Here is a 24,752-nt window from a genome sequence, read left to right on the forward strand (position 1 = left end):
CCTCGATATGTTGCCATATACACGCTTTCCAAGCGTGCGCCTTCAGCCACTCGGCCACCTCTCTATTTTGAGTTTGCAAAGAAAAGAAAAAAATATTTGTCTGAGGTAATTATTTTAGAATTAATTCATTTCGCCACGCAACGAAGTTTCAAAAATGGTTTTAAAAACATTGGGAGCTACTTTTTCACCTAACAAATACATCAGTTTTGTTATGGCAGCTTCTGTTGTGATATTTTTTCCAGAGATAACACCAATTTGTTTGAGTTGTGAACTGGTTTCATAATGCCCCATAACAACGCTTCCGCCTGAACATTGGGTAACATTGACAATATGCAATCCTGATTGTATCGCTTTTTCCAACAAATCAATAAACCATTTTTCGTTAGAAGCGTTTCCTGCGCCATAGGTTTCCAGAACAATTCCTTTTAAATCTGGAATAGACAAAATAGTTTCTACTACCTTTTTGCTAATACTTGGAAAAATCTTTAAAATCATCACATTGTCATCAAAAGTGCCATTAATTTTAAGTTTTTTGACAATTGACTGCTTCAATAAATCAGATTTGTTTACTTTTAAATTGACTCCAGATTCCACCAGACAAGGGAAATTTGGCGAAGCAAATGCATTAAAATGTTCTGCACTAATTTTTGTAGTTCGATTACCACGATACAATTTGTATTCAAAATACAAGCAAACTTCAGTAACAACAGGCTTTCCATTTTCTTGTAACGATGCCACTTGTATGGCAGTAATCAAATTTTCTTTGGCATCTGTTCGTAAATCACCAATAGGCAATTGAGAGCCTGTAAATACAACTGGTTTGTCCAGATTTTCTAACATAAAACTCAATGCCGATGCAGAATAAGACATTGTATCAGATCCGTGAAGCACTACAAATCCATCATAATCTGTGTAATTTTCCTCAATAATTTTAGCTATTTTTATCCATTCCTGAATATTCATATTCGAAGAATCGATAGGGTTTTCGAAAGAAACGGTTGCAATCTCACAATCCAACAACTTGAGTTCTGGAATGTTTTTTAGTAATTTACTAAAGTTAAACGCTTTGAGAACTCCTGTTTCAAAATCCTTAACCATACCTATGGTTCCACCAGTATAAATGAGAAGAATATTGGCTTTAGATAGCATCATATTTTAATTTGTTAACTACTGGATTGGCATACATCGCTAAAAAACTATCGCGCATTTGCTCGTTTTTGGAGTCAATTTTTAGTTCTAAACGTCGTTCAAAAAGGGACTTTTCATTCTCAGAATAGTGTTTAGAAAACTGATTTGTATTGTTTAAAACATCGTAAGCAATAAAATTAGTAGGCCACAATTTATAGGATTGCAAAATCGAATCATCAACCACTTGAGTTAACGCTTGAATTTGCTTGTTTGTGTTTGGAAATTCGTTTTTAATGATGTCTAATTCTGTATCTAATACATCGCCAATATGAATGTGAATGTGCTTTTTCTGACCCATTATTCCGCTAAGTATGTTTTGGAAATCTTCGTTTTCGCTTTTTACATACACTTCTTGATTGGCTTCAGCCAAAAGTTGTGGCATTTTTAGCGCATCTGTAGGGTCATATTCGTAAGAAATAGAGACAGGAACTATTTTTAGTTCTTTACAATAATCCATAGCATCTTTTTCACCCGATGCCATCGTTAGCATTTTCAAAATCCCAGAATTTGTAGCGTCGTTTCCGTCTTTTGTTCTACCCTCTCGTTGGGCAATCCAAACAGAACGATTTTCGTGCAACAACAATCTTTCGATATATTCTGACATTAATTTAGAACTTTGCAATAACTCTCGAGGCGATAATCCACGTTGCACTATAAAATTTCTGTTGAGTCTTGAAATGGTTTTTAGAAAATCTTTTTTAACCAAATTATCTCCAATTGCAGAAGCAGTCATTACCAAACCGTGTTCAAAAAGCGCTGTATTTAACAACGATGTATCTAGAATAATATCCCTGTGATTGGATATAAAAAGATAGGCTGAATTTTTTTCTAATTTTTCGAATCCAGAAGTAGACAATCCTTCAGAGCTTTTTTCGAGCACTTTTTTGATTGTTTCATATATAAAATTACATTGAAAATCACGAATAGAATGTGTCCTTCGGAGTTGATTTTTCCACACTTCGTCCTCAGTACCAGGAAATGCAAAATTCATCATTGCCCTAAGCATTGGATGTTTGATTGTAGCTTGTAGTGCTTCGTTTACTTCGGCATCATAATAAGGACGAATGGAATCGAATTTGGTCATTTTAAATTTAATTTCTTATGCAAAAGAACGCTTTTTTTTTGAGATACAGATTAAGACAAAGTTACATTCCAAAAACTACTTTGGAATTTTGAGTTGTTACCCTTGCAATTTCTTCTATTGAAAGACCATAAATTTCTGCAAGTTTTTGAGCTACCAAAGTAATATAACTACTTTCGTTTCGCTTGCCTCGAAAAGGTGCTGGAGCCAGATAAGGTGAATCGGTTTCTAAAACAATATGTTGAAGGTCAATTTGATTTAGAAACTGGTCGACTTTACCATTTTTGAAAGTGACCACACCACCTATTCCGAGTTTCATATTATAGGATATGGCTTGTAAAGCTTGCTCATAATTTCCTGAAAAGCAATGAAAAATTCCAAATAATTCTGGGCTTTTTTCTAATTCTAATACTTCAAAAATTTCATCAAATGCCTCACGACAATGTATATTGATAGGCAATTTATATTTTTTTGCCAACTGAATTTGACGTTGAAAAACTATTTTTTGAATTCCTAAAGTAGTCTTGTCCCAGTACAAATCGATACCAATTTCGCCAATGGCTGCAAATTTTCTTTTGGACAACTGGACTTCTACGTGAGCCAATTCTTCCTCAAAATTTTCTTTGACATAACACGGATGCAAACCCATCATTAGGAAAATATTTTCAGGATATTTGATTTCCAAATCATACATTTTTTGAGTATAACTGGCATCTATCGAAGGAATAAAAAAACGAGAAACACCTTTTGAAATGGCATCTTGAATTCTTTCGTTTCTATCGTTATCAAATTCTGAAGAATATAAATGGGTGTGTGTGTCAGTAAAAATCATTTTCGATTGGGTACAAAGTTTTAAAGTTACAAAGTTACAAAGGTTCTTTGGGATTGTTTTGTTTTTCATCTATTTTTGAAAAATGAAAAATTTGCACCAACTTTTAGACAATGGTTATACGAAAATAAAATTTAAACTTTCTAAAACACAACATTTATTGATAGAAGCGAAAATCAACAATGTTGTTGGAAATTTCATTCTAGACACAGGTGCTTCTACTAGTTGTGTAGGGTTTGAAAGTATTGATTATTTTAAACTAGAAACTTCCCATTCAAAAACCAAAGCTTCAGGAGCTGGAGGAACCAATATGGACACTTTAATTTCTAAAAAAAATATCCTTAAAATTGGAAAATTTAAATTTCAAAAATTTGATTTGGTTGTTTTCAATATGTCGCACGTAAATGAAGCCCTAATTCAGCACAAAGCTAAACCAGTTCATGGAATTATTGGAGCCGATGTTTTGCTTGAAGGCAAGGCAATTATTGATTATTATAACGGTTGTTTTTATTTGAAGAAAATATGAATCATAAAAAAAGCGTCTCCAGTTCTTGAGACGCTTTCTAATTTATTTTAAAAAAAAGATTATTTAAAATCTTCTTCTGTAACTCCTTCGTTAATTTTTACATCAGAAGTGATCAATTCGATTTCCATTCCTACATTCAAAACCATTTTGTATGGAAACATAATTCCTTTTACTTCTTTATAATCCGAAAAAGTAACGGTTTGGCTCATTTTTTGTCCATTTGCTTCCATTTCCGCTGTAGTACTTGTTTTTAGACCTGAAGCAAGATCAAAGAAATAGGTTTTTTTACCATCTTTAATTCCATACGTTTCTTTCCCGTCAACAGTCTGAATTGGCAAAAGTGTTACATCTGTTTTGGTCGCTAATGCTAATTCTGGAAAAGGCAATGCCTCTATTTTTTCTTCTGCTAATTTTGCTGCATCATACTCTTTTCGCTGTCCTTGTTGAATGGCATATCCTGATTTTTCTCCTACAACTTGTTTCATCATAGAATTCCCCATCATAGTCATTTCGACAAGTGATTTTCCGTCGCTAGAGTTCTTAATCGTCATTTCCATAGGCATACCTTGTACTGTTGCAGTGGCTTTTGTTGCAGTGGTCTTAACTGCTTTCACAGCTTGTTCTCCTCCTATTGCCGCAATGTATTTATCAATTACCGATTTTACAGTTGTACCGACTGCTGCTTTCTTCTCTTCTGTTTTTTTAGCAGGCAACCCAAATTTATCAAAATAGAAGATTGGTATTTTGAGCTTTTCCAATCCTGAAATTACTTCGCTTCCTTTTCCTGTTATTATAATTCTTGTGTTGTCCACTAGAAAATATTTGTTTGCGACTCTCAAAACATCATCAGCCGTAACCGCATTGATACTTTTGATATAATTTTCGTAGAAATCTGCTGGTAATTTTTGAGTTTCAGTATTCAAAGCATAACGAGCCACGGTTTCAGGTTTTTGAATTTGCATTACAAATTTGCCTATGAAACCTGCTTTAACATTTTTTAAATTTTCGTCAGTTACTTTTTCTTTGCGAATGCGTTTCAATTCATTCATAAATTCAACAACAGCACTGTCAGTCACGGCATTTCGAACTTGTGAAGACGATTTGAATTTGGTTACATATTTGTTTCCAGAAATGCTAGAACCTGCTCCATAAGTCCAACCGTGTTTTTCTCTCAAATTCATATTCAAATAACTATTAAAATCGCCCCCTACAACTTGGTTTGCCACAATTGCAGCAAAATAATCTTTGTCGGTCATTTTTAAATTTACTGTATTCACAACAGAAATTTCAGATTGCACCGCATTAGGCATATCCACAAAATTGATTTGTGTGTACTGTACATTTCTTGGTTCAGAGTAGCTTAACTGAGGAGCAGTCGCTTTTGTCCAAGATTCGAAAGCTGTTTCAACTTTGGCTTTAACATCCGCAAATTTAACATCGCCAATAATCACTAAATAAGCATTTTCAGGAACAAAATAGGTATTGTAGTGTTGCACTAAATCGTTTAAGGTAACATTGTTTATGGTTTGTTCTGTCATATATTCTCCTCTTGGATGATTTTTTCCAAAAGTCAAATAATCCTCTACACGACCCGCTACAGCTGCTACGCTTTTTTCATTAGATTTTAAACCTTCTATCATTTTGGCTTTTTCTTTGTCTAATTCTTCTTGAGTAAAATTAGGATCTAGTGAACCTTGCGCCATTAATTCCATAATTCTACCGGCATATTTTGACAAACCTGAAGCATAGGCTCCATCGGCAGAAAAATTGATGTTTGCTCCCAGAAAATCAATTTCTTCGTTAAAAACATCTTTTGAAATGGTTTTGGTTCCTTTACCCATCATAGTTCCAGTCAAATTGTCAATTCCTTTTTTATTTCCTTCGGCAAAAGGAGCATTGTCAATTTTAAGATTAAAGGAAACTCGAGGCAATTTACTGTTCTCAACCACCATTACTTTCAAACCATTTGATAAGGTAAATCGTTGTGGTTTCCCAATATTTACAGTTGGTGCTGGTCCTGGTTTTGGCTGTTTTCTTTCTGTTTGTGCTTGCATAATTGTTATGGTTAAAAACAAGCTTGTCAATATTAATATTTTTTTCATTTTTTTAGTTTTGAGCTTTGTCTTTTGATGGTGAATAATCTAAAATCAATCGTTGATTCGGGTTCAAATATTTCTTAGCAATATCTCTCATTTCCTCACGAGTAATGGAACGATACATATCTGCTTCCGTGTTTATCAAATTCACGTCGCCATACAACATATAATATGTAGCTAGATTAGAGGCAATTCCTTCAATCGTAGCATTGTTGTCTACAAACTGGTTTTCGAATTTGTTTTGGATTTTTTGAAAATCTTTTTCAGAAATCAAATCGGTTTGAACTTTTACAATTTCTTCATCAATTTCCTGCAACAATACTTCCGATGTATTTTTACCCAAAGGCAACCCATACAAAACATACATTCCATAATCTGCTTGCGAAAGTCCAACAGCTCCAACTTGCAAGGCTATTTTTTTATCGTCTACAATTTTCTTGTACAATTTAGAACTTTTACCATCACTTAGGTACGTTGAGATAAAATCTAATACTCTTGCATCACGGGTTTTCATCGATGGTGTTCTGTATGCAGCGACCATCATTGGAATTTGAATGTTTGGGTCTTGATAATTTGCTGTTATTGTTTGTGTGATAGGTTCTTCAACATATGTTTCTCTAACAATATCTACTCCTTTTTTGATAGACCCAAAATACTGTTGTACCCATTTTGTAGCATTCGCAAATTCAAAATCACCCGCTACAACCAAAACCGCATTGTTTGGAATGTAATATTTAGCATTAAAATCTTGAAACTCTTTCAATGTAGCTGCATCCAAGTGTTCCATAGAACCTATTGTTGCCCAACGATACGGATGTTTAGTAAACATATTCTTTTTTACTTCGGCAATCAAACTACCATAAGGCTGATTGTCTACACGTAGGCGTTTTTCTTCTTTAACCACTTCATTTTGGGTTTTCACGCCAATTTCATTGATTACAGGATGCATTAGTCTTTCCGATTCCATCCAAAGTCCAAGTTCTAGATTGTTAGAAGGAAAAACCTCGTAATAATACGTTCTGTCATCGTTTGTATTGGCATTGTTGACACCGCCATTGGCAGTAACAATTTTGAACCATTCTCCACGAGCTATATTTTTAGTTCCCTCAAATAAAAGGTGTTCAAAGAAGTGAGCAAAACCAGTTCGATCTGGCTTCTCATCTTTTGCACCTACGTGATACATGACAGAAGTAATAACTACTGGTGCTGATTTATCTTGATGCAAAATAACATGTAAACCATTATCCAATTTATATTCTTGAAATTCAACTTTCTGGGCAGTAACTGTGCCTCCCAATAAAAACAATGAACTTATTGCCATTAAAGATTTTTTCATATTAATTAATAATTTTGTTTTTGAGTTAGTGTTTAGGTATTTGTAATTGTTACATCAAATATACTTTAATTTAGAATTTAGATGTTGCTTTTTTAAGTGTTTTTTGGCAAAAAAAGATTGAAAACACATAAAAACAAAACTTTTTTACAAGCTAACTTGTTGGTTTAATAAATAATTGTATATTTGCAACCTTAAAAAAATCAATTAAACATCATTGTTATGTACGCAATCGTAGAGATAGCAGGGCAACAATTTAAAGTAAGCAAAGACTTAAAGGTTTATGTTAACCGTTTATCTGATGAAGAAGGTTCAAAAATTTCTTTTGACAAAGTTCTTTTATTAGATGACAATGGCACAATCACTTTAGGCGCCCCAGCTATAGAAGGTGCTTCAGTAGAAGCTAAAGTGTTACAACACTTAAAAGGAGACAAAGTAATCGTTTTCAAAAAGAAAAGAAGAAAAGGTTACAAGAAAAGAAACGGTCACAGACAGTATCTTACTCAAATTGTAATTGAAGGCATTTCCGCTTCAGGCGCTAAAAAAGCGGCTCCAAAAGCAGAAAAAGTTGCAGCTCCAAAAGCAGAAAAATTAGTAGATGCTCCAGTAGCAGAAGCTAAAGCTCCAAAAGCAAAAGTTGCTAAAGGGGACGATTTGAAAATTATTGAAGGTATTGGCCCTAAAGCTGCTGAAGTATTAGTTGCTGCCGGAATTGACACTTTCGCTAAATTAGCTAAAACAAAAGCAGAAAAAATCAATACGATTTTAGATGCTGCTGAAGCTAAAGTACAACATTTAGATCCAACTACTTGGGCGCAACAAGCACAACTTGCTGCTGATGGTAAAATGGACGAATTAAAAAAATTACAAGATGAATTAAACGGTGGTAAAGCTGTTTAATTAGTATTAACTTATAAAACCAAAACGTCATGGCTCACAAGAAAGGTGTCGGTAGTTCAAAAAATGGTAGAGAATCAGAATCAAAACGTTTAGGCGTTAAGATTTATGGTGGTCAAGCTGCAATAGCTGGAAATATCATTGTTAGACAAAGAGGTTCTAAACACAACGCAGGAGAAAACGTTTACATGTCAAAAGATCATACTTTGCATGCAAGAGTTCCTGGCGTAGTGAAATTTCAGAAAAAAGGTGAAAACAAATCTTATGTTTCTGTAATTGCTTTTGAAGCTTAGTCTATCTAACTTATAGTTTACAAAACGTCCAAGAAATTGGACGTTTTTTGTATTTAAAATTAACCGCCAATTCGCTAATTTTATTTCAACTTAGGTTCGATATAAATAATTTAACCACAGATTCACAGATTTTATTTAATTTTTGATAAAAAGTTAAAACTCCTTAGATTTATGAATATTTAAAATTAAAATCTTGTGAAATTTATTTATAAGCATAACATATTATAATCAGTGAATCTGTGGTTAAATTATGTTATTTACATCGTACTTACGTTATTTTATGATTAATAAAAATTAGCTAATTAGCGGTTAAATAATTTATTTCGATACCTTTACAAATAAGTATTATTTTATGAGCAAAATTAGAATTACCAAGCAATTTAGTTTCGAAACGGGTCATGCTTTATACGGTTATGATGGAAAATGTAAAAATGTACATGGGCACAGTTACAAACTTTCGGTAACAGTTATTGGAACTCCTATTTCGGATAGAAACGATGTGAAATTTGGTATGGTAATAGATTTTTCTGACCTAAAAAAAATAGTTAAAGAAGATATTGTTGATATTTTTGACCACGCTACTGTTTTTAATGGCACAACTCCTCACATTGAACTGGCAAACGAACTAAAATCTCGTGGTCACGAAGTCATTCTAGTAGATTACCAACCCACAAGCGAAAATATGGTTATTGATTTTTCTGAAAAAATAAAACGCAGATTACCTGAAACCATTCAACTCCATTCATTAAGATTGCAAGAAACAGAAACTTCGTTTGCGGAATGGTTTGCTGGGGATAATTAAAGCTATTCGACTTTAAGAACCTCACGAAACTGATACAATATTCTTTCCAACAATCGTAAATCTTCTGTGATTATTTCGGCACTGCCTTTCATTTCTTGTTGAAAAGGAATTTGTTTTTTATACGACGAGAATAACCCTTTTGGCAAAACTACGTCTATTAACAAATTACCCTCTTTGTCTGGCACAAGTGAAATGTTTTTCACCACTCCTTTAAGCACTCCAAACTCCTTATCAGGAAAATTAGCCAAACGAATATTTACTTGTTGCCCCATTTTTATCTTCCCAGAATTTAAGGCTGGTGCTTTCAGTTTTCCTATAAACCCTTTTCGAGTGGTTGGAATAATTGAAAAAACATTGTCTCCAGAGGTTATGGTTTGATTTTCTGTCCAGATTTGCAAAAATGTAACTTCTCCAGCTACTGATGATTCAAGCACATAGGTCAGCTCCCAATCTTTTATTACTTTTTTGAGCTGATAGAAAGATTGTATTACGCTTCGTTCAAGATTTACAGTCTCTTTGGCGCTATTTATTTGTGTGCTCTTCGTAGCTTTAGTATTGTCTATCAATGCAGATTTTAATTGTGATATTGAAGACAATAAATTTTTGTAATTTTTATCCGCTCCCAAATAAGTTAACTTTTTGTTTTCTAAATCTTGTGTAGAAACCACTCCTTTTTTATGCAAATTTTCATATCGATTCAAATCATTTTTTTGAAGTTGTAATTCACTTTCAGTAATGTTTTTTTGCTGATGCAAAAGGTTTAATCGTTCTGTTATTTGTTTGCTTTCGGAAATTTGCGCATTGTTTTCAACCTGAAATGGTTTTAAATCAGTATTAAGTCCGTCAGCTATATAATCTTTTTGAAAAAGGGCAAAGCTACTTTCAATATCGCCTAATTGTAGATTTTGCAATTGCTCAAAAGGAATTTTTTGTTTGGAATCATTAATATTGATTTTATCGATTACTGCTTTTAGCTTGAAAACATCTTTATAATTTGCCGTATTTTCAATAATAGCCAATGGCGTATTTTGACTTACTATGGATTTGTCTTGAACCAAAATAGCTTCTATTCCACCCGATGTTTTAGCTACTAATTTCTCTGGTGGTATATTGGTTGTAATTGTAATTTCTGCTTTAACTACATCAGGGTATTTTAAAAACCACGAAGTAAAAAATAGCATACTAATGATTCCAAACATCAAAATAGTCCCCCAACGAATCATCCAATGTGGTACTTTAGTTAATATATCTTGTACTTCTTCGCTACGAAGATGGAAGTCTGAAGTAGGAAGTTGGGTGTTTTGGGTTTGAATTTCGTTTTCAGACATTATTTATTTTTCGATAAAAATCAAATCAATTTCTTTTATTTTTTCAAAATCTCGGTCGGAAGTAATCAGAGGAATTCTGTATACAATCGCAGTTGATGCTATAATTGCATCTGGAATTTTCAATTTATATTGTTGTCTAACTTTAATACAAGTTTCTTTTATTTGAGCATTCAAATCTAATATTAGACAATCTTTAAGAATGTCGCTTAACTGTGCTTTTTTAGTTTTAGAAATACCAAATGCACCTAAAAGTTCTATTTCAGATATAAATGAGACCCCAAATTCATACTCTAAAAAAGACTCAACCAAAGGGTTTCCCTGATTTAGATGAATTATAAAATTAGTGTCGGCTAAAAAATCAATCCCATTCATTCCTTGCTTGTTTTTGAAATTCTAGTGCATCAATTTTTTCTTTAGACAAGCCAAAATGTTTTCTTAATCCAACTTGCTTGTTTTTTTTAATTATTTTTTCAAGCGAAGATTTAATTTCTTTAGCCGTTAGTTTTTTGTTTATAACTAGTGTCATCTTATTTCCGTTTAATTATATTAATCAAATATAATGAAATTTTGAAGGAATTTGATCGTTTTAAATCTTCAATCAAACTATTAACTTCCTAATTGCAACTGGTTTCTAACTAATTCGTAATAACTCCCTTTTAGATTTACCAATTCTTGGTGGTTTCCAATTTCAATAATTTTTCCTTTATCGAGCACTACAATTTGATCTGCATTCATAACCGTACTTAATCGATGCGCAATGACTACAACGGTTTTGTCTTTAAAGAAAATATCCAGTTTTTGCATAATCTCCTTTTCATTATTGGCATCAAGCGCTGATGTGGCTTCGTCAAAAAACAACATTTCAGGATTTTTGTAGACTGCTCTTGCAATTAACAATCGTTGTTTTTGTCCTGTACTCATTCCTACTCCTTCTGAACCTATTTTTGTGTTGTATCCTAATGGCAATCCGGAAACATATTCTTTTATATTGGCTACGTCTGCAGCATAAACCAGTCGCTCTTTGTTAATTATATCGACACCTATGGCAATATTATTAGCAATTGTATCATTAAAAATAAATACTTCTTGCATCACCGCACCGATATTCGCTCGCCACGTTTTTTGTGCAATGTTAGATAGTTGCGTGTTACCAATGTTTATTTGACCACTATTGGGTTCATAAAATTTCAACAACAACTTCATTAACGTGGTTTTTCCGCTTCCGCTAGTGCCTACAATAGCCGTGATTTTATTGGCTGGAATAATCAAATTCAAACCCTCTAGTACCGAAATGTCAGATCCTAAATACCGATACGACAATTCTTTTATTTCGATAGCCACATCTTTAGGGAAATCGTGGGTTTGTGACTCTTCTTGTTGAATTTCATCTTCTTTTTCGTGAATTTCAGACAACCGCGCTAACGAAATTTTGGCATCTTGCACTTCCCGAACAAAAGAAATTAATTGCGTAATAGGACCATTCAAACTGCCTACTATGGAACTTATTGCCATCATCATTCCTAACGTAATGGAGCCATCGATAACTAATTTTGCGGAAAGAAAAATAATAAAAATATTTTTTAATTCGTTAATTACCGAAGAACCTATGGTTTGTGTTTGTTCTAAAACCAATCCTTTTATAGAAACTCTAAACAATCGTGCTTGGACATATTCCCAACCCCAACGCTTTTGTTTTTCGGCATTGTGGAGTTTTATTTCTTGCATACCATTGATAAGCTCAATAACCTTACTTTGCTCTTGGGAAACTTCTGAAAAACGTTTGTAATCCAATGCTTCTCGTCGTTTTAAAAACAAGGTTATCCAACCAAAATAAAGCAAACTTCCTGCAAAAAACACTAGAAATATTTGCACATTATAATACGCTAAAACGCCTCCCATTATAAACATATTGATAACTGAAAACAATACGTTGAGTGAGGATGTAGTTAAAATTTTTTCGATGCGATGGTGATCGTTAATGCGTTGCATAATATCGCCCGTCATTCTGACATCGAAAAAAGATATGGGTAGATTCATTAATTTGATAAAAAAATCAGAGATTAATGAAATGTTGATTCGTGTAGAAAGGTGAAGCATAATCCAGCTTCTAATGAGTTCTAAACCTGTTCTTCCTGCAAACAAAAACAGTTGCGCGAAAAGAATGAGGTAAATAAAATTGATGTTTTGATTCTGAATCCCAACATCGACGATGCTTTGAGTAAGAAACGGAAAAATCAATTGCAACAAACTACTGGCAAGCAAACCGATACTTAATTGGATAAGAAACGATTTGTAACGCAATACATATTGTGCTAACAAACCAAAACCAAGTCCTTTTTTGTCTTCTTTGTCAAATTCTGATTGGTAAAAAACTGGCGTTGGCTCTAGTAGTAATGCAATCCCTTCTTGTGTCAAATTATCTGCATTGTTGCCTATCCAGAATTTTATAAAATCTTTTTGGTTGTATTCTATCAGACCATAACCTGGGTCTGAAATGCAATATTTGTCCTTTTTTATATTATGAAGAACCACATAATGTTCTTTGTTCCAGTGCAAAATGCAAGGCAATGGCGCTTCGTCTAGTCGTTCTAGATTTAGTTTTACACCTAGTGTTCTGAAACCTATTTTCTCAGCGGCATCACTCAAGAAAAGTAAATTACTGCCCTCACGAGTGGTTTCGCTAAAATCTCTAAGGTCCTGTATATTAAGCGTTTTACCATAATGTTTGGCAATAATTTTGAGGCAAGTAGGACCGCAGTCTTTATTATCGGCTTGTATATAGTTGGGAAATTTTTTCAATTTGTTTTTTTGGATGTAAAAATAGGTAAAACAGTCTAAAAAATATTTTTTTTAGACTGTTTAAATTTAAGTCAAACTTACAATTATTATTCCCCTAATTCAAGACCTGGAGGATTGCATAAATGCCCTGGAGTACCGTATCTATAACAAACACTTCCTGAACAACAAAAACCCGCACCACATGTTCCACCTGGACCACAAGCTCTTAATCCACCGTTAATTGATTTTTGCTCATTTTTGCTTAATTGTTGAGCACCGTTTAATTTTAAAATGTTTTTTAACATAGTAGTATCATTTATTGTTTATAATTTAATTTTTTTTAACCCCTTTTTTAATACCAAAAAAACAGTCTAAAATAACTTTAGACTGTTAGAAGCAATATTATTAAAATTCAAGTTCAAGTAGTACTCTACACTCTCTTTCGGCACATTGTATCCCATAAGAAGTACATACTCCATCAACTTTACAAAGAATTTTTCCTCCTTGAATTGTTTTTTGCTCATTTTTAGTTAATTGTTGAGCACCGTCTAATTTTAAAATGTTTTTTAACATAATAGCTTAATTTATTTGTTGATTTAAAATCCAATCGTTTAGAGACACTTGGATTTTGTGTCTGCAAAATGAAAAAGTTTTTATGCTCTTTTAAAATATTAAAAACAACAGTAGCCACAAAAAAGATCTCCTCCAAGAGCATTACATTGAGCTAGCGTTTTTCTTGCAACATTTGTACAATATGATAAGGCATTGGAACATTCTCTTGTAATTCCACCATTAATTGTTTTTTGCTCATTTTTGCTTAATTGTTGAGCACCCTCTAATTTTAAAATGTTTTTTAACATAATAGTCTAATTTATTTGTTGATTTAAAATCCAATCGTTTAGAGACACTTGGATCCTGTGTCTGGTTCTCGGCCAAGAATGTTTTTTTATGAATTTTATGCTTGCGCTAAAATTTGATTTTCTTCTTTTTCTTCTGAAAAATTATTAAAGAAATATTTTAGTTCATTAATCTCGTATTCGTTAGGCAATAATTTATTATTTACTATTTTAACTGGCGTATAATTAAATTCGTTTGCTACACACCAATTGTATTGCTGGTGGATTTGATGGTTCACTTTCATTTCTAGCGTATTCATTTTCCATTTTTTGAGCCATAATTCTAAATCCATATTCTTAATGTGCCAATCTGTAATGGCACTTTCTGCATTTTCTGGATTGATGTTACTTATTGTCAATAGTGTTTCTACAACTGATTTATATGGATTTTCATTATTTTCAGGATTGATATTAAAAAGAATATTCAAAAATACACGCTCAGGAAATTTTTTGACCAAATTAAAACCATCTTCAAACGCTTTGTGGCAATGCCCGCAACTTGGACTGATAATTATGGTGAGTTGTACACTAGCTGTTCTGTTACCAAAATGCAATCCTTCGAGTTTGGAAAATCCATTTATTGCAGGAATATCTTTTGATAAGAAATTAAAAACTTCAAAATTGCGTTTGAATTTTTTTAATTCAGTTTCTCCTTTTTCGGCGTTTATTTTTGTTTCTAAAACAGGTTTTATAAACAACCACAGTGTTGTGAGGAGTATAGCAGAAAATAGAAAGCCAAATCCATTTATTGCCGCTATATTAAAAAATGATGTGGCTGTGAAACCAAAAACCAAACTTTGCATTACGATTATAAACGAAATTACCAAACACAACACACACCATTTTTTGAGTTGAAATTTTTGCAGCCAAACAGAATAAAGTATAACAGGAATTGACAGTAAACTTAACAAACCTACAATGAAAATGGTGGATTCCGGCTGCAGTAATATTGCTAAAAAGCTTACGGTAAAAAACAACAACGGCAAATCGGAAAAACCAATCCATTTGTTAATATTGCTTTTAGTAGATTTTATCACGGAATCGCAAGAAGTACTCGGGTTTATATTACAAATTTTTGATGCTATTTCGTTTTTTATCCCAAGCTTTTCTTGTATAATAAAAACACTAATCAATAAGCCTATTAAGGATGTGATTAAAAATGTTATGCTCTTAATAGTATAATTATTGTAAAAAAAAGATGTTACAATAAGTGCAAATACTGGCAAAGCATATAATAACCCGTTGGTAATTTTCACCTCGCTTTGAATTGTAGTACTTGAATTGGGCTCTATTGCGATAACAACTTGGTTCCAGCCTAAAAGGAATTCATTATAGCTTATTTTTTGTTGTTTCCCTTTTTCGTTTTCAATGATTACGTTAGTATTTGTTTTGTAAACTAAAACTACAGTATCATTATAAATTGCTAAAAAATTTACAGGCAATTCTATGAATTGTTCTTTAGGTACTTTTATCGCAATGTTTTCTATAGACAACATCGTTAACGAATCTGTTATGGCAAATACACTGGGATAATTAGGGTGTGATAAGAATAAATCTTCAAAAGAGTTTTTTAAATGTGAATATTGATTTATACTTAAATACTTTGTTACTAAATTTATCATACTTTATCTTTTAAAATTATTCAACATAAGTGAATTTTTTTTCAAAGATTAAAGGTTACTGACGTTAAAAAAAGTACTTAATTTGGTAATTTGTAAATTATAGGTAATATAATTTATAAATTGTTTAGCCATTTTTTTTCAATAAAACTGTTGATAAACAGCGATTATAATTAATTTAATACACGTTTTTATTTATTTATTTTAAAACAAATTATTTTTAAATTATTATTTTAAATTTGAGTAGTAAAAAACTAAACACATTATGAAAACAAAAAAAAATTTAATTGATTTTGAAATTAATCAATTGTCTAGAAAAGAAAGTAATACTATTTTTGCAGGTGACCCACCTAAAAGAAATGAAGTTGTAACGACACAATCCACAACTGATGGTGGATTAGTTGGTGATGAAGAGATTATAATTATACCTGTTTATGGTTTATAAAACTATATGTTTTGAGCAAAAAGAACTGGAGTGACTCCAGTTCTTTTTTTAAATGATTTGGTAAATGACGTTGCATTTTTAAACCCGACACTTTCAGCAATAGCTTGAGTTGAATATTTTCTATAGTTAGAATTTACAATCATTTGATTAATAACATAATTTATTTTTAGCTCATTAGCATATTCACTAAAACTTTTTCCGAAATTTTTATTGACTACATATGACAAATAAGTGGTGTTTGTTTTAATTTTTTTTGCGACATACTGTTGTGTGAAATTCTCCATTAAATAAGCTTCTTTATGTTCTAAATCGTTAAGTTTGGAAATAATTTCTTTCTCTTTTAGTTCGTCAATATTTAATGTGTTATTTTTATTTTTACTGATTACATCCGTTTTAGGCTCAATATTGCCATCTGGAATAACAGTAATTTTTTCTTTATTATTTCTAAATTCTTCAATTAATTCTTTTATTCGCAGTTGGGCTTTTTTCTTAGCAATGTTGTTTTTAATCAACAATACTAATACAATAATGAAAATTAAACTTAACCCGATTTTTAGAATTTTACCATACAATTCACTTTTATGATATTTATTTTGAATTATTTTCATTTCCTCATTATACTTGACATTAATCAAACTTAAATTTACTGATTTTGACTGATCTAATAATTTAGATTCGATCTTTTCGTAATTCTCAATATATGATTCCGAATGGTATAATGCTTTTTCAGGATTATTCGACTCATTATAAATTTTGGCTTGGTAATAGTTTGACAAATAAAACTCTTTAGGATATGCGTTCTTTGTTTTGTATATTGAATCCACCTTACTAAAACAAATTAATGCTTTATTATATTTTTTTTGTGTATATAATAAACACCCATAATTATAGTTTGTACTATAATATTCAAATTCGAAATTATTTTCTTTTGTAAACAGTATTATTTCTTGAAATAACTTTTCAGAATTAACATAGTCCCGTTCATTTAAGTAAATGTTAGCAAGATTAATTTGGGCTATTATTTTATTTCTGATAAAATCTTTAGAATAAACAATGCTTTTTTTGTAATAAAAGATAGCGGAATCTAATCTAGATTTTTTAGACAAATCAACATAATAAAAGTTCTCATAAAAATTTCCTAAATTAATATTGAGATTACTTTTATTGTTGTAAAATTGATCAAAATCTAATTTTGATTGATATTTGTTTAAAAATTCATCCGCTTCTTTAGCCTTTTCTATTGCTAATTTATAATTTCCAGTATCACCATAAATATTTGAGATGTTATAGCTGAATTTAATAACTTGAATAATATCATTTAGCTTTAAAGAAAGTTTTTTACCTTTTTCATATTGCAGTAAAGCATTACTTAAATTTCCCCTTTTCCTTTCAGCTAGCCCACCATAATTAAGTAAATAAGCATTAAGTTTTGTTTTGTTATTTGATTGTGGCATTTTATCTAAATAAACAAGAGCTTGTTTGTAAAATTGCTTGGATTTTATACTATCGCCTTTTAATTGATACAAATAGGACTTGATACCATAAGCAAATGATTTATGCAAATGATTATTTGACTTTTCGATTCTATTTGCGTAAATAAAAGAACTATCTACATTAGAATTTATTAACAGTCTTGATTTATCATGTAGTTTTTGATATTCTTGGTCTGTTAGGGAATAGTTGCTTTGAGAAAAGGCAATATTAGCTATAAAAAAAAACAGAACATATAGTTTAGTAGGCATCTAAATATTTTTTTACAAAAGTAATTATAAATTTACTAACCTATGCTTTCGATTATAGACAATCATTTATGGAAGCTAAAAATATTTTATATTTATGCAATCAAATCCAGAACTACATTAGGAAACAATCCCAAAACAATATTAATTAGCAAAGCCAAAACAGCTACAATTTGATACATCACTGGAACTTTTGGCAAAGCAACCTCACTTTCTTTGGTATACATCGCCAAAATAATCTTGAAGTAATACCCAACACTTATTATTGAACTAATAATCGCTACAATTACCAAAACCATCCAACCCGTTTGAACTAGTTGGTTTAATAAGAAGAATTTAGCAAAGAAACCTGAAAGAATAGGTATTCCAGCCATTGATAATAATGATGCTGTAAGTATTCCTGCTAACAAAGGGTGTGTTTTTCCAAAACCGTTAAAACTATCGATGGTTTCGTTTTCTCTATCTTTTGTTACATATAAAACCACTGCAAAGAAAGCTATTCCAGCAACAGCATACGCCGAGGCATAGTATAATAAAGTACTTGCAGCATTGTTTGTCAACAAAAGTGTCATTACCATAAAACCAGCGTGAGAAACCCCTGAAAAAGCAAACATACGTTTCACATTGTTTTGGCGTAATGCCATAACATTTCCTAAAACCATTGACGCAATAGCCACGCAAACAATTATAAGCTGAAAAGAATAGGTTTGTGTTGGTATCAAAGTCATTACTAATTTATACAATGTAGCCATAGCAACAACTTTTGCCAAGCTACTCATTGTGGCAGTTGTAAGAGCTGGAGCACCTTCATACACATCTGGCGCCCAAAAATGGAATGGAACGGTTGCAATTTTAAATAACATTCCAATAACTAAAAATACAACACCTATAAAATACCATTGCGGATAACTTTGATTATGTGTAACTTGATAAATCGTATTTAAATCGAAACTTCCTGTGGCGCCGTAAATCAAACAAATACCAAAAAGAATGATACCCGAAGCAAAAGACCCCATTAGGAAATATTTCATTCCTGCTTCGTTGCTTTTTAAATTCAAACGATTGCTTGCCGCTAAAATATATAATGCAATGGATAATACTTCAATTCCTAAAAAGAACATCGATAAATTTCCAAAAGAAACCATAGCAACCGCTCCAGCTAAAAGAAATACTTTTATGGAAACATAGTCGGAAATTTTAGTAGCTTGGTTTTTATAGAAATCGTGACTTAATGCCACCAAAAAAACAGTAATTACAATAAACAAACTAGAAAATGCTACCGAAAACTTATCGACAACCATCATATTATTGTAAAATGTTCCAAAGTGATTGTAAGCAGAGATATTAAATCCTAAAATTGCCAAAAGTCCAATAATAGTTATTGGCACAATTGCTTTTCTAGCGTTAAATATTTCAGCTAGTAATATTAAAATTCCTAATCCCGATATGGTTATAAGTGTATTCATTTTTTTTAATTTGGGATTTAGGATTTGAGATTTAGGATTTTAAAATTCCTGAATCTCAAATACTAAATCTATATATTGTTTTTTGCTTTATAGTTTGTTTATTTAACTACTACTAAACCTTATTAATTTTTGCGACAATTTCCATTAATGCTGGCGTAATCAAATCTGTAATTGGTTTTGGATACAATCCAAAAAACAACAAAACAGCGATGATTACAACAAAAACTATGGTTTCATTTATGGTAATAGATTTAAAAACTTTTGAATTTGCTTCGCCCAACATTACATGCTGAAACATTTTAAGCATATAAACGGCTCCTAAAATTATGGTGGTTCCGGCAATGATAGCAAACCAAATATTCACATTATACAAACTGTAAAGCAAAGTAAATTCGCCCACAAAATTGAATGTTGACGGCAATGCTACCGATGCCAACATTACAATCATAAGCATCGAAGCGAATTTGTTGTCTTGAATTCTAATGCCTCCCATTTCTGAAATTTCTTGCGTATTGAAACGTCTTTCGATTACTTCAGCAGCGAAAAAAAGTCCAACGACTACAAATCCGTGAGCAATCATTTGCATAACAGCACCACGCAATCCATCGATGGAAAGAGAATAAGCACCAGCCGCGATTAATCCAACGTGTGCTAGTGAGGAATAGGCCAACAGTTTCTTGATATTTCTTTGTTTCAAGGCTACAATTGATCCATAAACTACTCCAGCAATACTTAATCCGATTAGAACATTCATAAACATTTTTGCAGCCATTGGCGCGATTGGTAATTGCCAACGCAAAACGCTGTACAATCCCATTTTTAACATTATTCCTGAAAGCAACATTGTACCTACAGTTGGTGCTTTTTGATACACATTAGCTTGCCAAGTATGAAAAGGAATAATCGGAATTTTGATGGCATAAGCTAAAAACAAAGCCAAAAATATCCAAAATTGTTCTTGTTCGGTTAATTGAATGGCGTATAAATCACCAATCATTAAGCTTCCTGATTTTTGAAACAAATAAATAAAAGCAACCAACATAAACAACGATCCAGCCAAAGTATAAATGAAAAATTTAATCACCGCTTTTTTGCGTTCTTCTGCATCGCCATTACCCCAAATTAAAGCTATAAAATAAATTGGAATTAATGCCAATTCCCAGAAAATATAATACAAAAATGCATCAACACTCAAGAATGTTCCTACCATTGCAAACGACATAAACAGAACTAAAGCGTAGAAATTTTTGCTGTTTTTGTATTGGTTTCCGAAAGATGAAAATAATATTAAAGAAGTTAATGCGGTTGTTAAAAGCAACATTACTAGTGACAATCCATCTACTTTTAAGGCGATATATATATTTGGATTTGAAATCCAATTGGCTATAAAATCGGAATTGACACCTTGATTGTGTTGGTTCAAAATAAAAATCGAACCAGCAAAAGAAGCCAAACTAAAAATTAAAGCGACCGTTTTTGCCAATTTATCTCCAGCAAAAAAAGTTGCCAAAGCACCGAATAATAAGAGAATGAGTATAAAAGATACGTTCATTAGGTATAATTATTAAACTAAAAATAAATAAATTAAAATCGATGAAACTCCTAAAACAAAAGCAAAAAGATACAATCCAATGTTTCCGTTTTGAACCAGTTTCCCTTGATTTCCTATTGCATTTATCACTTTTCCTAAACCAAAAACAAATCCTGAAAGGGCAGTTTCGACATACTTTCTAAAGAAATGTGATATTTTATATAATGGATTTACAATGGCTGTATCGTATGCTTCATCAACATAATATTTGTTATATAAAACTTTAGCAATTCCTTTAATTTCAGAATCTTCCGAAGGAACTTCTGAATTTTTGATGTATTTAAAATAGGCAATTCCAATACCTACCAAAGCACCAACAGTTGCAATTCCCATCAACATATAAGCCGTTCCGTCTAAATGATGTGCTTCGTGCACTTTAGTAAACAAAGGAGCCAAATAATGATTCAACCAACTGTTTCCTGGCAAACTTATCAATCCTCCAAAGGCTGCTAAAATTGCCAAAATAATTAATGGAATGGTAATCAAACTTGGACTTTCGTGTAAATGATGTTTTTGCTCATCAGTTCCTCTAAAGGTTTTAAAGAAAGTCAAATACATCAATCGAAACATATAAAAAGCGGTCATTATAGATGCGATACTTCCTACAATCCAAAGGGTTTTATTTCCGTGGAAAGCTGTCATTAAAATTTCATCTTTAGACCAAAATCCTGCAAAAGGAAATATTCCAGAAATAGCTAGAGTGGAAATCATCATTGTCCAAAAGGTAATTGGCATATACTTTTTTAATCCGCCCATTTTACGCATATCTTGTTCGCCGTGCAATGCGTGAATCACTGATCCTGAACCCAAAAACAAACAAGCTTTAAAGAAAGCGTGTGTGATAACGTGAAAAACAGCCACTTCATAAGCACCCAATCCTAAGGCTAAAAACATCAGTCCTAATTGTGAAACGGTGGAGTAAGCCAGTACTTTTTTAATATCGTTTTGAACCAATCCTATCGATGCGGCAACAATTGCGGTAACTGTTCCCACAATTGCCATTGTCAATTGTACATCTGGCGCTATATCAAACAAAAAGTGCATTCTTGTCACCATAAAAATTCCTGCGGTAACCATTGTGGCTGCGTGAATTAATGCTGAAACTGGTGTTGGTCCAGCCATCGCATCTGGTAACCAAGTATATAATGGAATCTGTGCCGATTTTCCGCAAGCTCCAATGAATAAGCATAATGCTGCGATTGGTAATAATGTAAAATATTCTTTTGGAATATTAGAGCCAAACACCATTTTCTCTTTCATCAAATTATAGTCTAACGTATCGAAATAGTATCCCAAAATAAATATTCCAATCAACAATCCTAAATCGCCGATTCTATTCATTATAAATGCTTTTTTGGCAGCATCATTATACTCTTGGTTTTTATACCAAAAACCAATCAATAAATAAGAACACAATCCTACGCCTTCCCAACCAATAAACATTACCAAAAGATTACTTCCCATAACGAGAGTAATCATAAAGAAAACGAACAAGTTCAAATAGGCGAAAAATTTGTGCATATTCTCGTCATCGTGCATATACGAAATAGAATACAAATGAATCAACGATCCTATTCCAGTAACAAAAAGCAACCAAATAATGGACAATTGATCCAACAAAAACGAAAAATTCACATTGAAATTTTCTAATGAAATCCATTGAAATAAATCAATTTGGATTGGTTTTGGATTACCTTGAATTTGAATAAAGAAGTAAATTGTTGCCACAAAAGATACCACAACCGACAACGTTCCTATACTTCCCGAAATTGTTTTTCCTGCTTTTTTTCCGAAGAAAACATTGAATAAAAATCCTAAAAAAGGAGTTAACAATAATACTAAAGCTACATTTTTTTCCATTAGTAATTATCCTTTTAAGTTTTTTAAATTATCAATATCTATAGAACTCAAGTTTCTAAATATCGATACCAAAATTGCCAATCCCACAGCCACTTCGGCAGCAGCTACCGCCATCGAGAAAAACACAAAAACCTGTCCTTGTGCATCTTGATGATAGGTCGAAAATACTACAAACAATAAGTTTACAGCATTCAACATAATTTCGATAGACATAAACATAATAATGGCGTTTCGTCGATACAAAACCCCAAAAACTCCGATACAGAACAAAATTATACTTAAAAAAATGTAATTTTCGATTCCTATTTCTTGTAATATAGTATTCATTTTATTGAATTGTTTTTTCTTTTTTAGACAATAATACCGTTCCAATCATTGCAACGAGCAACAAAACCGATGCAAACTCAAACGGAACCATATATTCGTTAAGCAATACTTTTCCCAAAACTTTTATCGATTGATAATCTTGTCCCGAACTTTTATAGTCATCAATAATTGGCATTGTTTTTATAAAGACTGCCAACATTACAAAGCAAACCAATCCGAAAGAAACTGCCGCTGCCAATTTGGTTGCCATTTTTTTGTGAGGTTCGCCTTCTTCGTTCAAATTCATCAACATAATGGTAAACAAAAACAAAACCATAATGGCTCCAGAATAGACAATAATATGCACGATAGCCAAAAATTGGGAGTTGAATAATAAGTAATGTCCAGCAATGGTAAAAAAACAAATCACCAAATAAATGGCACTGTGAATCGGGTTTTTGCTAATAATTGTTAAAAAAGCAGTCGCCAAAGTTATGGCCGACAAAAAGTAGAATATAATTAATAAAGTACTCATTTAGTTAGCGTTTTTAAGTTGTGCATTTTTCATTGCGATATCCAAAGGCATAACCAGCTTGTCTTTTCCGAAAATAAAATCTTCTCTTTCGTAGCTTGAAGGCACCAAAACCTTAGAAGTAGTCAAGTAAATAGCGTCTTTAGGACAAGCTTCTTCACACAAACCACAGAAAATACAACGCAACATATTGATTTCATATATAGATGCATATTTTTCCTCTCTGTACAAATGCTCTTCGTTGGGTTTTCGCTCTTCCGCTTTCATTGTGATGGCTTCCGCAGGGCAAGACAAAGCACAAAGTCCACAAGCTGTACAGTTTTCACGACCTTGCTCGTCTCGTTTCAACATATGTTGCCCACGATACACAGGACTCATTTCTCGCACTTGCTCTGGATAATGAATAGTCACTTTTTTTCTAAAAAAGTGTTTGATTGTAATCAGTAAACCTTTGACGATGGCCACTAAATAAAGGCTTTCCCAAAAAGTCATTTCCTTATTGGAAACCAATTTTTTTCTACCCGATAATGATATTGTTTCTATTGACATTTTAATTTTTAGATTTGGGATTTACGATTTAGGATTTCTCCCAAATTCATACATCTATTTTTAAATCTTTTTTTATTTGAAGCTATTTCCTGCTATCCACTGCAATCTTTTTAAATTGTTATACTTCGACAAGCTCAGTATGACAATTTAAAAAGGATTTCCGTTGCTATCAGGGCTAGGGCATTCCAGTAATATTCTTATTTTTTATAACCTATTTTGTTTCTTTCTACTTTATTATCTTGTTTTTCCATCAATTCATCCAAATAAGAAAAAACCAATTCCATATTTTTATCGTGATTGATTAGTTTTTTCTTAATCATTTCCACTTCCAATTTTAAATTCAAATTATCTGTCAAAAAATCTCTTAAACTAACAAAAACTTCAATAATTTTATACTCATTTGAGTAGCTCTTTCGCTTTTTAAAACATTAGATAATTGTAAAACTCCGTGTTCTGTAAAAGCATATGGCAATTTGCGACTTCCTCCCCAACTTGAAGTCGCAATTTGCGACTTCAAGATTTCAAATTCATATTTATCTAGTTGAAACATAAAGTGATCAGGAAATTTTAATATATTTCTTTTTACCTGTTCGTTAAT

27 protein-coding genes are annotated in these 24,752 nt (G+C 32.0%); 5 read left to right on the forward strand and 22 right to left on the reverse strand.

Annotated elements, in window-relative coordinates; translation table 11 throughout:
* Positions 1 to 120 precede the first annotated feature (120 nt).
* The 3 genes from RMO70_RS07390 to RMO70_RS07400 all read right to left on the reverse strand — a co-directional run bounded on the left by RMO70_RS07390 (position 121) and on the right by RMO70_RS07400 (position 3,101).
* Positions 121 to 1,149: an asparaginase gene (locus RMO70_RS07390; protein ID WP_310555824.1), complete on the reverse strand. Its 1,029-nt coding sequence runs from the start codon at positions 1,147 to 1,149 to the stop codon at positions 121 to 123.
* Positions 1,139 to 2,272 (reverse strand): 1-acyl-sn-glycerol-3-phosphate acyltransferase, encoded by a 1,134-nt coding sequence (locus RMO70_RS07395; protein WP_310555786.1) that lies wholly within the window; start codon positions 2,270 to 2,272, stop codon positions 1,139 to 1,141. The genes RMO70_RS07390 and RMO70_RS07395 overlap by 11 nt, the downstream gene beginning before the upstream one ends.
* A gap of 61 nt (positions 2,273 to 2,333) precedes the next feature.
* Positions 2,334 to 3,101 carry a TatD family hydrolase gene (locus RMO70_RS07400; RefSeq protein ID WP_310555787.1) on the reverse strand — a complete coding sequence of 256 codons (768 nt, stop codon included), beginning with the start codon at positions 3,099 to 3,101 and terminating at the stop codon, positions 2,334 to 2,336.
* A gap of 82 nt (positions 3,102 to 3,183) precedes the next feature.
* Between RMO70_RS07400 and RMO70_RS07405 the strand changes: the two genes are divergently transcribed.
* Positions 3,184 to 3,624: a retropepsin-like aspartic protease gene (locus tag RMO70_RS07405; protein WP_310555788.1), complete on the forward strand. Its 441-nt coding sequence runs from the start codon at positions 3,184 to 3,186 to the stop codon at positions 3,622 to 3,624.
* Between the two features lie 59 nt (positions 3,625 to 3,683).
* On the opposite strand, the gene RMO70_RS07410 is transcribed toward RMO70_RS07405, so the two are convergent.
* Entirely contained in the window at positions 3,684 to 5,726 is a 2,043-nt protein-coding gene (locus tag RMO70_RS07410; RefSeq protein ID WP_310555789.1) for an insulinase family protein, read from the reverse strand.
* A 4-nt stretch (positions 5,727 to 5,730) separates the two neighbouring features.
* Positions 5,731 to 7,056, reverse strand: a complete 1,326-nt coding sequence (locus RMO70_RS07415) for a pitrilysin family protein (RefSeq protein ID WP_310555790.1) — start codon at positions 7,054 to 7,056, stop codon at positions 5,731 to 5,733.
* 219 nt (positions 7,057 to 7,275) lie between these two features.
* On the opposite strand from RMO70_RS07415, the gene rplU reads away from it, so the two are divergent.
* The 3 genes from rplU (at position 7,276) to RMO70_RS07430 (ending at position 9,045) form a co-directional block, all read left to right on the forward strand.
* The gene (rplU, locus tag RMO70_RS07420; protein WP_310555791.1) at positions 7,276 to 7,953 is read left to right on the forward strand and encodes a 50S ribosomal protein L21; all 678 of its coding nucleotides are present in this window, start codon (positions 7,276 to 7,278) and stop codon (positions 7,951 to 7,953) included.
* 29 nt (positions 7,954 to 7,982) lie between these two features.
* Positions 7,983 to 8,243 (forward strand): 50S ribosomal protein L27, encoded by a 261-nt coding sequence (rpmA, locus tag RMO70_RS07425; RefSeq protein ID WP_310555792.1) that lies wholly within the window; start codon positions 7,983 to 7,985, stop codon positions 8,241 to 8,243.
* A gap of 352 nt (positions 8,244 to 8,595) precedes the next feature.
* A complete protein-coding gene (locus RMO70_RS07430; RefSeq protein WP_310555793.1) occupies positions 8,596 to 9,045 on the forward strand; it encodes a 6-carboxytetrahydropterin synthase in 450 nt (149 codons plus the stop codon).
* A 2-nt stretch (positions 9,046 to 9,047) separates the two neighbouring features.
* Here RMO70_RS07430 and RMO70_RS07435 read toward each other — a convergent pair whose 3' ends face one another.
* The 8 genes from RMO70_RS07435 to RMO70_RS07470 form a co-directional block, all read right to left on the reverse strand.
* Complete coding sequence (locus RMO70_RS07435; protein ID WP_310555794.1) at positions 9,048 to 10,373, reverse strand: HlyD family efflux transporter periplasmic adaptor subunit; 1,326 nt, start codon at positions 10,371 to 10,373, stop codon at positions 9,048 to 9,050.
* A gap of 3 nt (positions 10,374 to 10,376) precedes the next feature.
* Positions 10,377 to 10,745: a type II toxin-antitoxin system VapC family toxin gene (locus tag RMO70_RS07440; RefSeq protein ID WP_310555795.1), complete on the reverse strand. Its 369-nt coding sequence runs from the start codon at positions 10,743 to 10,745 to the stop codon at positions 10,377 to 10,379.
* Positions 10,732 to 10,899 carry a hypothetical protein gene (locus RMO70_RS07445; protein WP_310555796.1) on the reverse strand — a complete coding sequence of 56 codons (168 nt, stop codon included), beginning with the start codon at positions 10,897 to 10,899 and terminating at the stop codon, positions 10,732 to 10,734. Before RMO70_RS07445 ends, RMO70_RS07440 begins: the two co-directional genes overlap by 14 nt.
* An 80-nt stretch (positions 10,900 to 10,979) precedes the next feature.
* Positions 10,980 to 13,172 carry a peptidase domain-containing ABC transporter gene (locus RMO70_RS07450; protein ID WP_310555797.1) on the reverse strand — a complete coding sequence of 731 codons (2,193 nt, stop codon included), beginning with the start codon at positions 13,170 to 13,172 and terminating at the stop codon, positions 10,980 to 10,982.
* Positions 13,173 to 13,258: 86 nt separating this feature from the next.
* Entirely contained in the window at positions 13,259 to 13,456 is a 198-nt protein-coding gene (locus tag RMO70_RS07455; protein WP_310555798.1) for a hypothetical protein, read from the reverse strand.
* 100 nt (positions 13,457 to 13,556) lie between these two features.
* On the reverse strand, positions 13,557 to 13,724 hold the full coding sequence (locus tag RMO70_RS07460) for a hypothetical protein (RefSeq protein WP_310555799.1): 168 nt from the start codon (positions 13,722 to 13,724) through the stop codon (positions 13,557 to 13,559).
* 98 nt (positions 13,725 to 13,822) lie between these two features.
* Positions 13,823 to 14,011 (reverse strand): hypothetical protein, encoded by a 189-nt coding sequence (locus tag RMO70_RS07465; RefSeq protein ID WP_310555800.1) that lies wholly within the window; start codon positions 14,009 to 14,011, stop codon positions 13,823 to 13,825.
* Between the two features lie 95 nt (positions 14,012 to 14,106).
* Positions 14,107 to 15,669, reverse strand: a complete 1,563-nt coding sequence (locus RMO70_RS07470) for a vitamin K epoxide reductase family protein (protein ID WP_310555801.1) — start codon at positions 15,667 to 15,669, stop codon at positions 14,107 to 14,109.
* Between the two features lie 262 nt (positions 15,670 to 15,931).
* Here RMO70_RS07470 and RMO70_RS07475 point away from each other — a divergent pair, with 262 nt between their 5' ends.
* Positions 15,932 to 16,111, forward strand: a complete 180-nt coding sequence (locus RMO70_RS07475; RefSeq protein WP_310555802.1) for a hypothetical protein — start codon at positions 15,932 to 15,934, stop codon at positions 16,109 to 16,111.
* Between the two features lie 2 nt (positions 16,112 to 16,113).
* On the opposite strand, the gene RMO70_RS07480 is transcribed toward RMO70_RS07475, so the two are convergent.
* From RMO70_RS07480 to RMO70_RS07520, 9 genes are all read right to left on the reverse strand, one after another.
* Positions 16,114 to 17,853, reverse strand: a complete 1,740-nt coding sequence (locus RMO70_RS07480; RefSeq protein WP_310555803.1) for a helix-turn-helix domain-containing protein — start codon at positions 17,851 to 17,853, stop codon at positions 16,114 to 16,116.
* A 92-nt stretch (positions 17,854 to 17,945) separates the two neighbouring features.
* Positions 17,946 to 19,316 (reverse strand): NADH-quinone oxidoreductase subunit N, encoded by a 1,371-nt coding sequence (locus RMO70_RS07485; RefSeq protein ID WP_310555804.1) that lies wholly within the window; start codon positions 19,314 to 19,316, stop codon positions 17,946 to 17,948.
* A gap of 112 nt (positions 19,317 to 19,428) precedes the next feature.
* On the reverse strand, positions 19,429 to 20,868 hold the full coding sequence (locus RMO70_RS07490) for an NADH-quinone oxidoreductase subunit M (protein WP_310555805.1): 1,440 nt from the start codon (positions 20,866 to 20,868) through the stop codon (positions 19,429 to 19,431).
* Positions 20,869 to 20,880: 12 nt separating this feature from the next.
* The gene (gene nuoL, locus RMO70_RS07495) at positions 20,881 to 22,767 is read right to left on the reverse strand and encodes an NADH-quinone oxidoreductase subunit L (protein WP_310555806.1); all 1,887 of its coding nucleotides are present in this window, start codon (positions 22,765 to 22,767) and stop codon (positions 20,881 to 20,883) included.
* A 6-nt stretch (positions 22,768 to 22,773) separates the two neighbouring features.
* Positions 22,774 to 23,094, reverse strand: a complete 321-nt coding sequence (gene nuoK, locus RMO70_RS07500) for an NADH-quinone oxidoreductase subunit NuoK (RefSeq protein WP_310555807.1) — start codon at positions 23,092 to 23,094, stop codon at positions 22,774 to 22,776.
* A 1-nt stretch (position 23,095) separates the two neighbouring features.
* Positions 23,096 to 23,608 carry an NADH-quinone oxidoreductase subunit J gene (locus tag RMO70_RS07505; RefSeq protein WP_310555808.1) on the reverse strand — a complete coding sequence of 171 codons (513 nt, stop codon included), beginning with the start codon at positions 23,606 to 23,608 and terminating at the stop codon, positions 23,096 to 23,098.
* Complete coding sequence (locus tag RMO70_RS07510; protein WP_310555809.1) at positions 23,609 to 24,154, reverse strand: NADH-quinone oxidoreductase subunit I; 546 nt, start codon at positions 24,152 to 24,154, stop codon at positions 23,609 to 23,611.
* A gap of 197 nt (positions 24,155 to 24,351) precedes the next feature.
* On the reverse strand, positions 24,352 to 24,474 hold the full coding sequence (locus RMO70_RS07515; protein ID WP_310555810.1) for a hypothetical protein: 123 nt from the start codon (positions 24,472 to 24,474) through the stop codon (positions 24,352 to 24,354).
* Positions 24,475 to 24,518: 44 nt separating this feature from the next.
* On the reverse strand, positions 24,519 to 24,752 hold the full coding sequence (locus tag RMO70_RS07520; protein ID WP_310555825.1) for an ORF6N domain-containing protein: 234 nt from the start codon (positions 24,750 to 24,752) through the stop codon (positions 24,519 to 24,521).

The sequence above is a fragment of the Flavobacterium sp. genome, assembly GCF_031422135.1.
Classification (GTDB): Bacteria; Bacteroidota; Bacteroidia; order Flavobacteriales; family Flavobacteriaceae; genus Flavobacterium.

What these genes read in the sequence shown, in the direction of transcription:
- RMO70_RS07390 (WP_310555824.1), bottom strand. Translation starts at nt 1,149, where the DNA reads ATGCTATCTAAAGCCAATATTCTTCTCATTTATACTGGTGGAACCATA.
- RMO70_RS07395 (WP_310555786.1), bottom strand. Translation starts at nt 2,272, where the DNA reads ATGACCAAATTCGATTCCATTCGTCCTTATTATGATGCCGAAGTAAAC.
- RMO70_RS07400 (WP_310555787.1), bottom strand. Translation starts at nt 3,101, where the DNA reads ATGATTTTTACTGACACACACACCCATTTATATTCTTCAGAATTTGAT.
- RMO70_RS07405 (WP_310555788.1), top strand. Translation starts at nt 3,184, where the DNA reads ATGAAAAATTTGCACCAACTTTTAGACAATGGTTATACGAAAATAAAA.
- RMO70_RS07410 (WP_310555789.1), bottom strand. Translation starts at nt 5,726, where the DNA reads ATGAAAAAAATATTAATATTGACAAGCTTGTTTTTAACCATAACAATT.
- RMO70_RS07415 (WP_310555790.1), bottom strand. Translation starts at nt 7,056, where the DNA reads ATGAAAAAATCTTTAATGGCAATAAGTTCATTGTTTTTATTGGGAGGC.
- rplU (WP_310555791.1), top strand. Translation starts at nt 7,276, where the DNA reads ATGTACGCAATCGTAGAGATAGCAGGGCAACAATTTAAAGTAAGCAAA.
- rpmA (WP_310555792.1), top strand. Translation starts at nt 7,983, where the DNA reads ATGGCTCACAAGAAAGGTGTCGGTAGTTCAAAAAATGGTAGAGAATCA.
- RMO70_RS07430 (WP_310555793.1), top strand. Translation starts at nt 8,596, where the DNA reads ATGAGCAAAATTAGAATTACCAAGCAATTTAGTTTCGAAACGGGTCAT.
- RMO70_RS07435 (WP_310555794.1), bottom strand. Translation starts at nt 10,373, where the DNA reads ATGTCTGAAAACGAAATTCAAACCCAAAACACCCAACTTCCTACTTCA.
- RMO70_RS07440 (WP_310555795.1), bottom strand. Translation starts at nt 10,745, where the DNA reads ATGAATGGGATTGATTTTTTAGCCGACACTAATTTTATAATTCATCTA.
- RMO70_RS07445 (WP_310555796.1), bottom strand. Translation starts at nt 10,899, where the DNA reads ATGACACTAGTTATAAACAAAAAACTAACGGCTAAAGAAATTAAATCT.
- RMO70_RS07455 (WP_310555798.1), bottom strand. Translation starts at nt 13,456, where the DNA reads ATGTTAAAAAACATTTTAAAATTAAACGGTGCTCAACAATTAAGCAAA.
- RMO70_RS07460 (WP_310555799.1), bottom strand. Translation starts at nt 13,724, where the DNA reads ATGTTAAAAAACATTTTAAAATTAGACGGTGCTCAACAATTAACTAAA.
- RMO70_RS07465 (WP_310555800.1), bottom strand. Translation starts at nt 14,011, where the DNA reads ATGTTAAAAAACATTTTAAAATTAGAGGGTGCTCAACAATTAAGCAAA.
- RMO70_RS07470 (WP_310555801.1), bottom strand. Translation starts at nt 15,669, where the DNA reads ATGATAAATTTAGTAACAAAGTATTTAAGTATAAATCAATATTCACAT.
- RMO70_RS07475 (WP_310555802.1), top strand. Translation starts at nt 15,932, where the DNA reads ATGAAAACAAAAAAAAATTTAATTGATTTTGAAATTAATCAATTGTCT.
- RMO70_RS07480 (WP_310555803.1), bottom strand. Translation starts at nt 17,853, where the DNA reads ATGCCTACTAAACTATATGTTCTGTTTTTTTTTATAGCTAATATTGCC.
- RMO70_RS07485 (WP_310555804.1), bottom strand. Translation starts at nt 19,316, where the DNA reads ATGAATACACTTATAACCATATCGGGATTAGGAATTTTAATATTACTA.
- RMO70_RS07490 (WP_310555805.1), bottom strand. Translation starts at nt 20,868, where the DNA reads ATGAACGTATCTTTTATACTCATTCTCTTATTATTCGGTGCTTTGGCA.
- nuoL (WP_310555806.1), bottom strand. Translation starts at nt 22,767, where the DNA reads ATGGAAAAAAATGTAGCTTTAGTATTATTGTTAACTCCTTTTTTAGGA.
- nuoK (WP_310555807.1), bottom strand. Translation starts at nt 23,094, where the DNA reads ATGAATACTATATTACAAGAAATAGGAATCGAAAATTACATTTTTTTA.
- RMO70_RS07505 (WP_310555808.1), bottom strand. Translation starts at nt 23,608, where the DNA reads ATGAGTACTTTATTAATTATATTCTACTTTTTGTCGGCCATAACTTTG.
- RMO70_RS07510 (WP_310555809.1), bottom strand. Translation starts at nt 24,154, where the DNA reads ATGTCAATAGAAACAATATCATTATCGGGTAGAAAAAAATTGGTTTCC.
- RMO70_RS07515 (WP_310555810.1), bottom strand. Translation starts at nt 24,474, where the DNA reads ATGATTAAGAAAAAACTAATCAATCACGATAAAAATATGGAATTGGTT.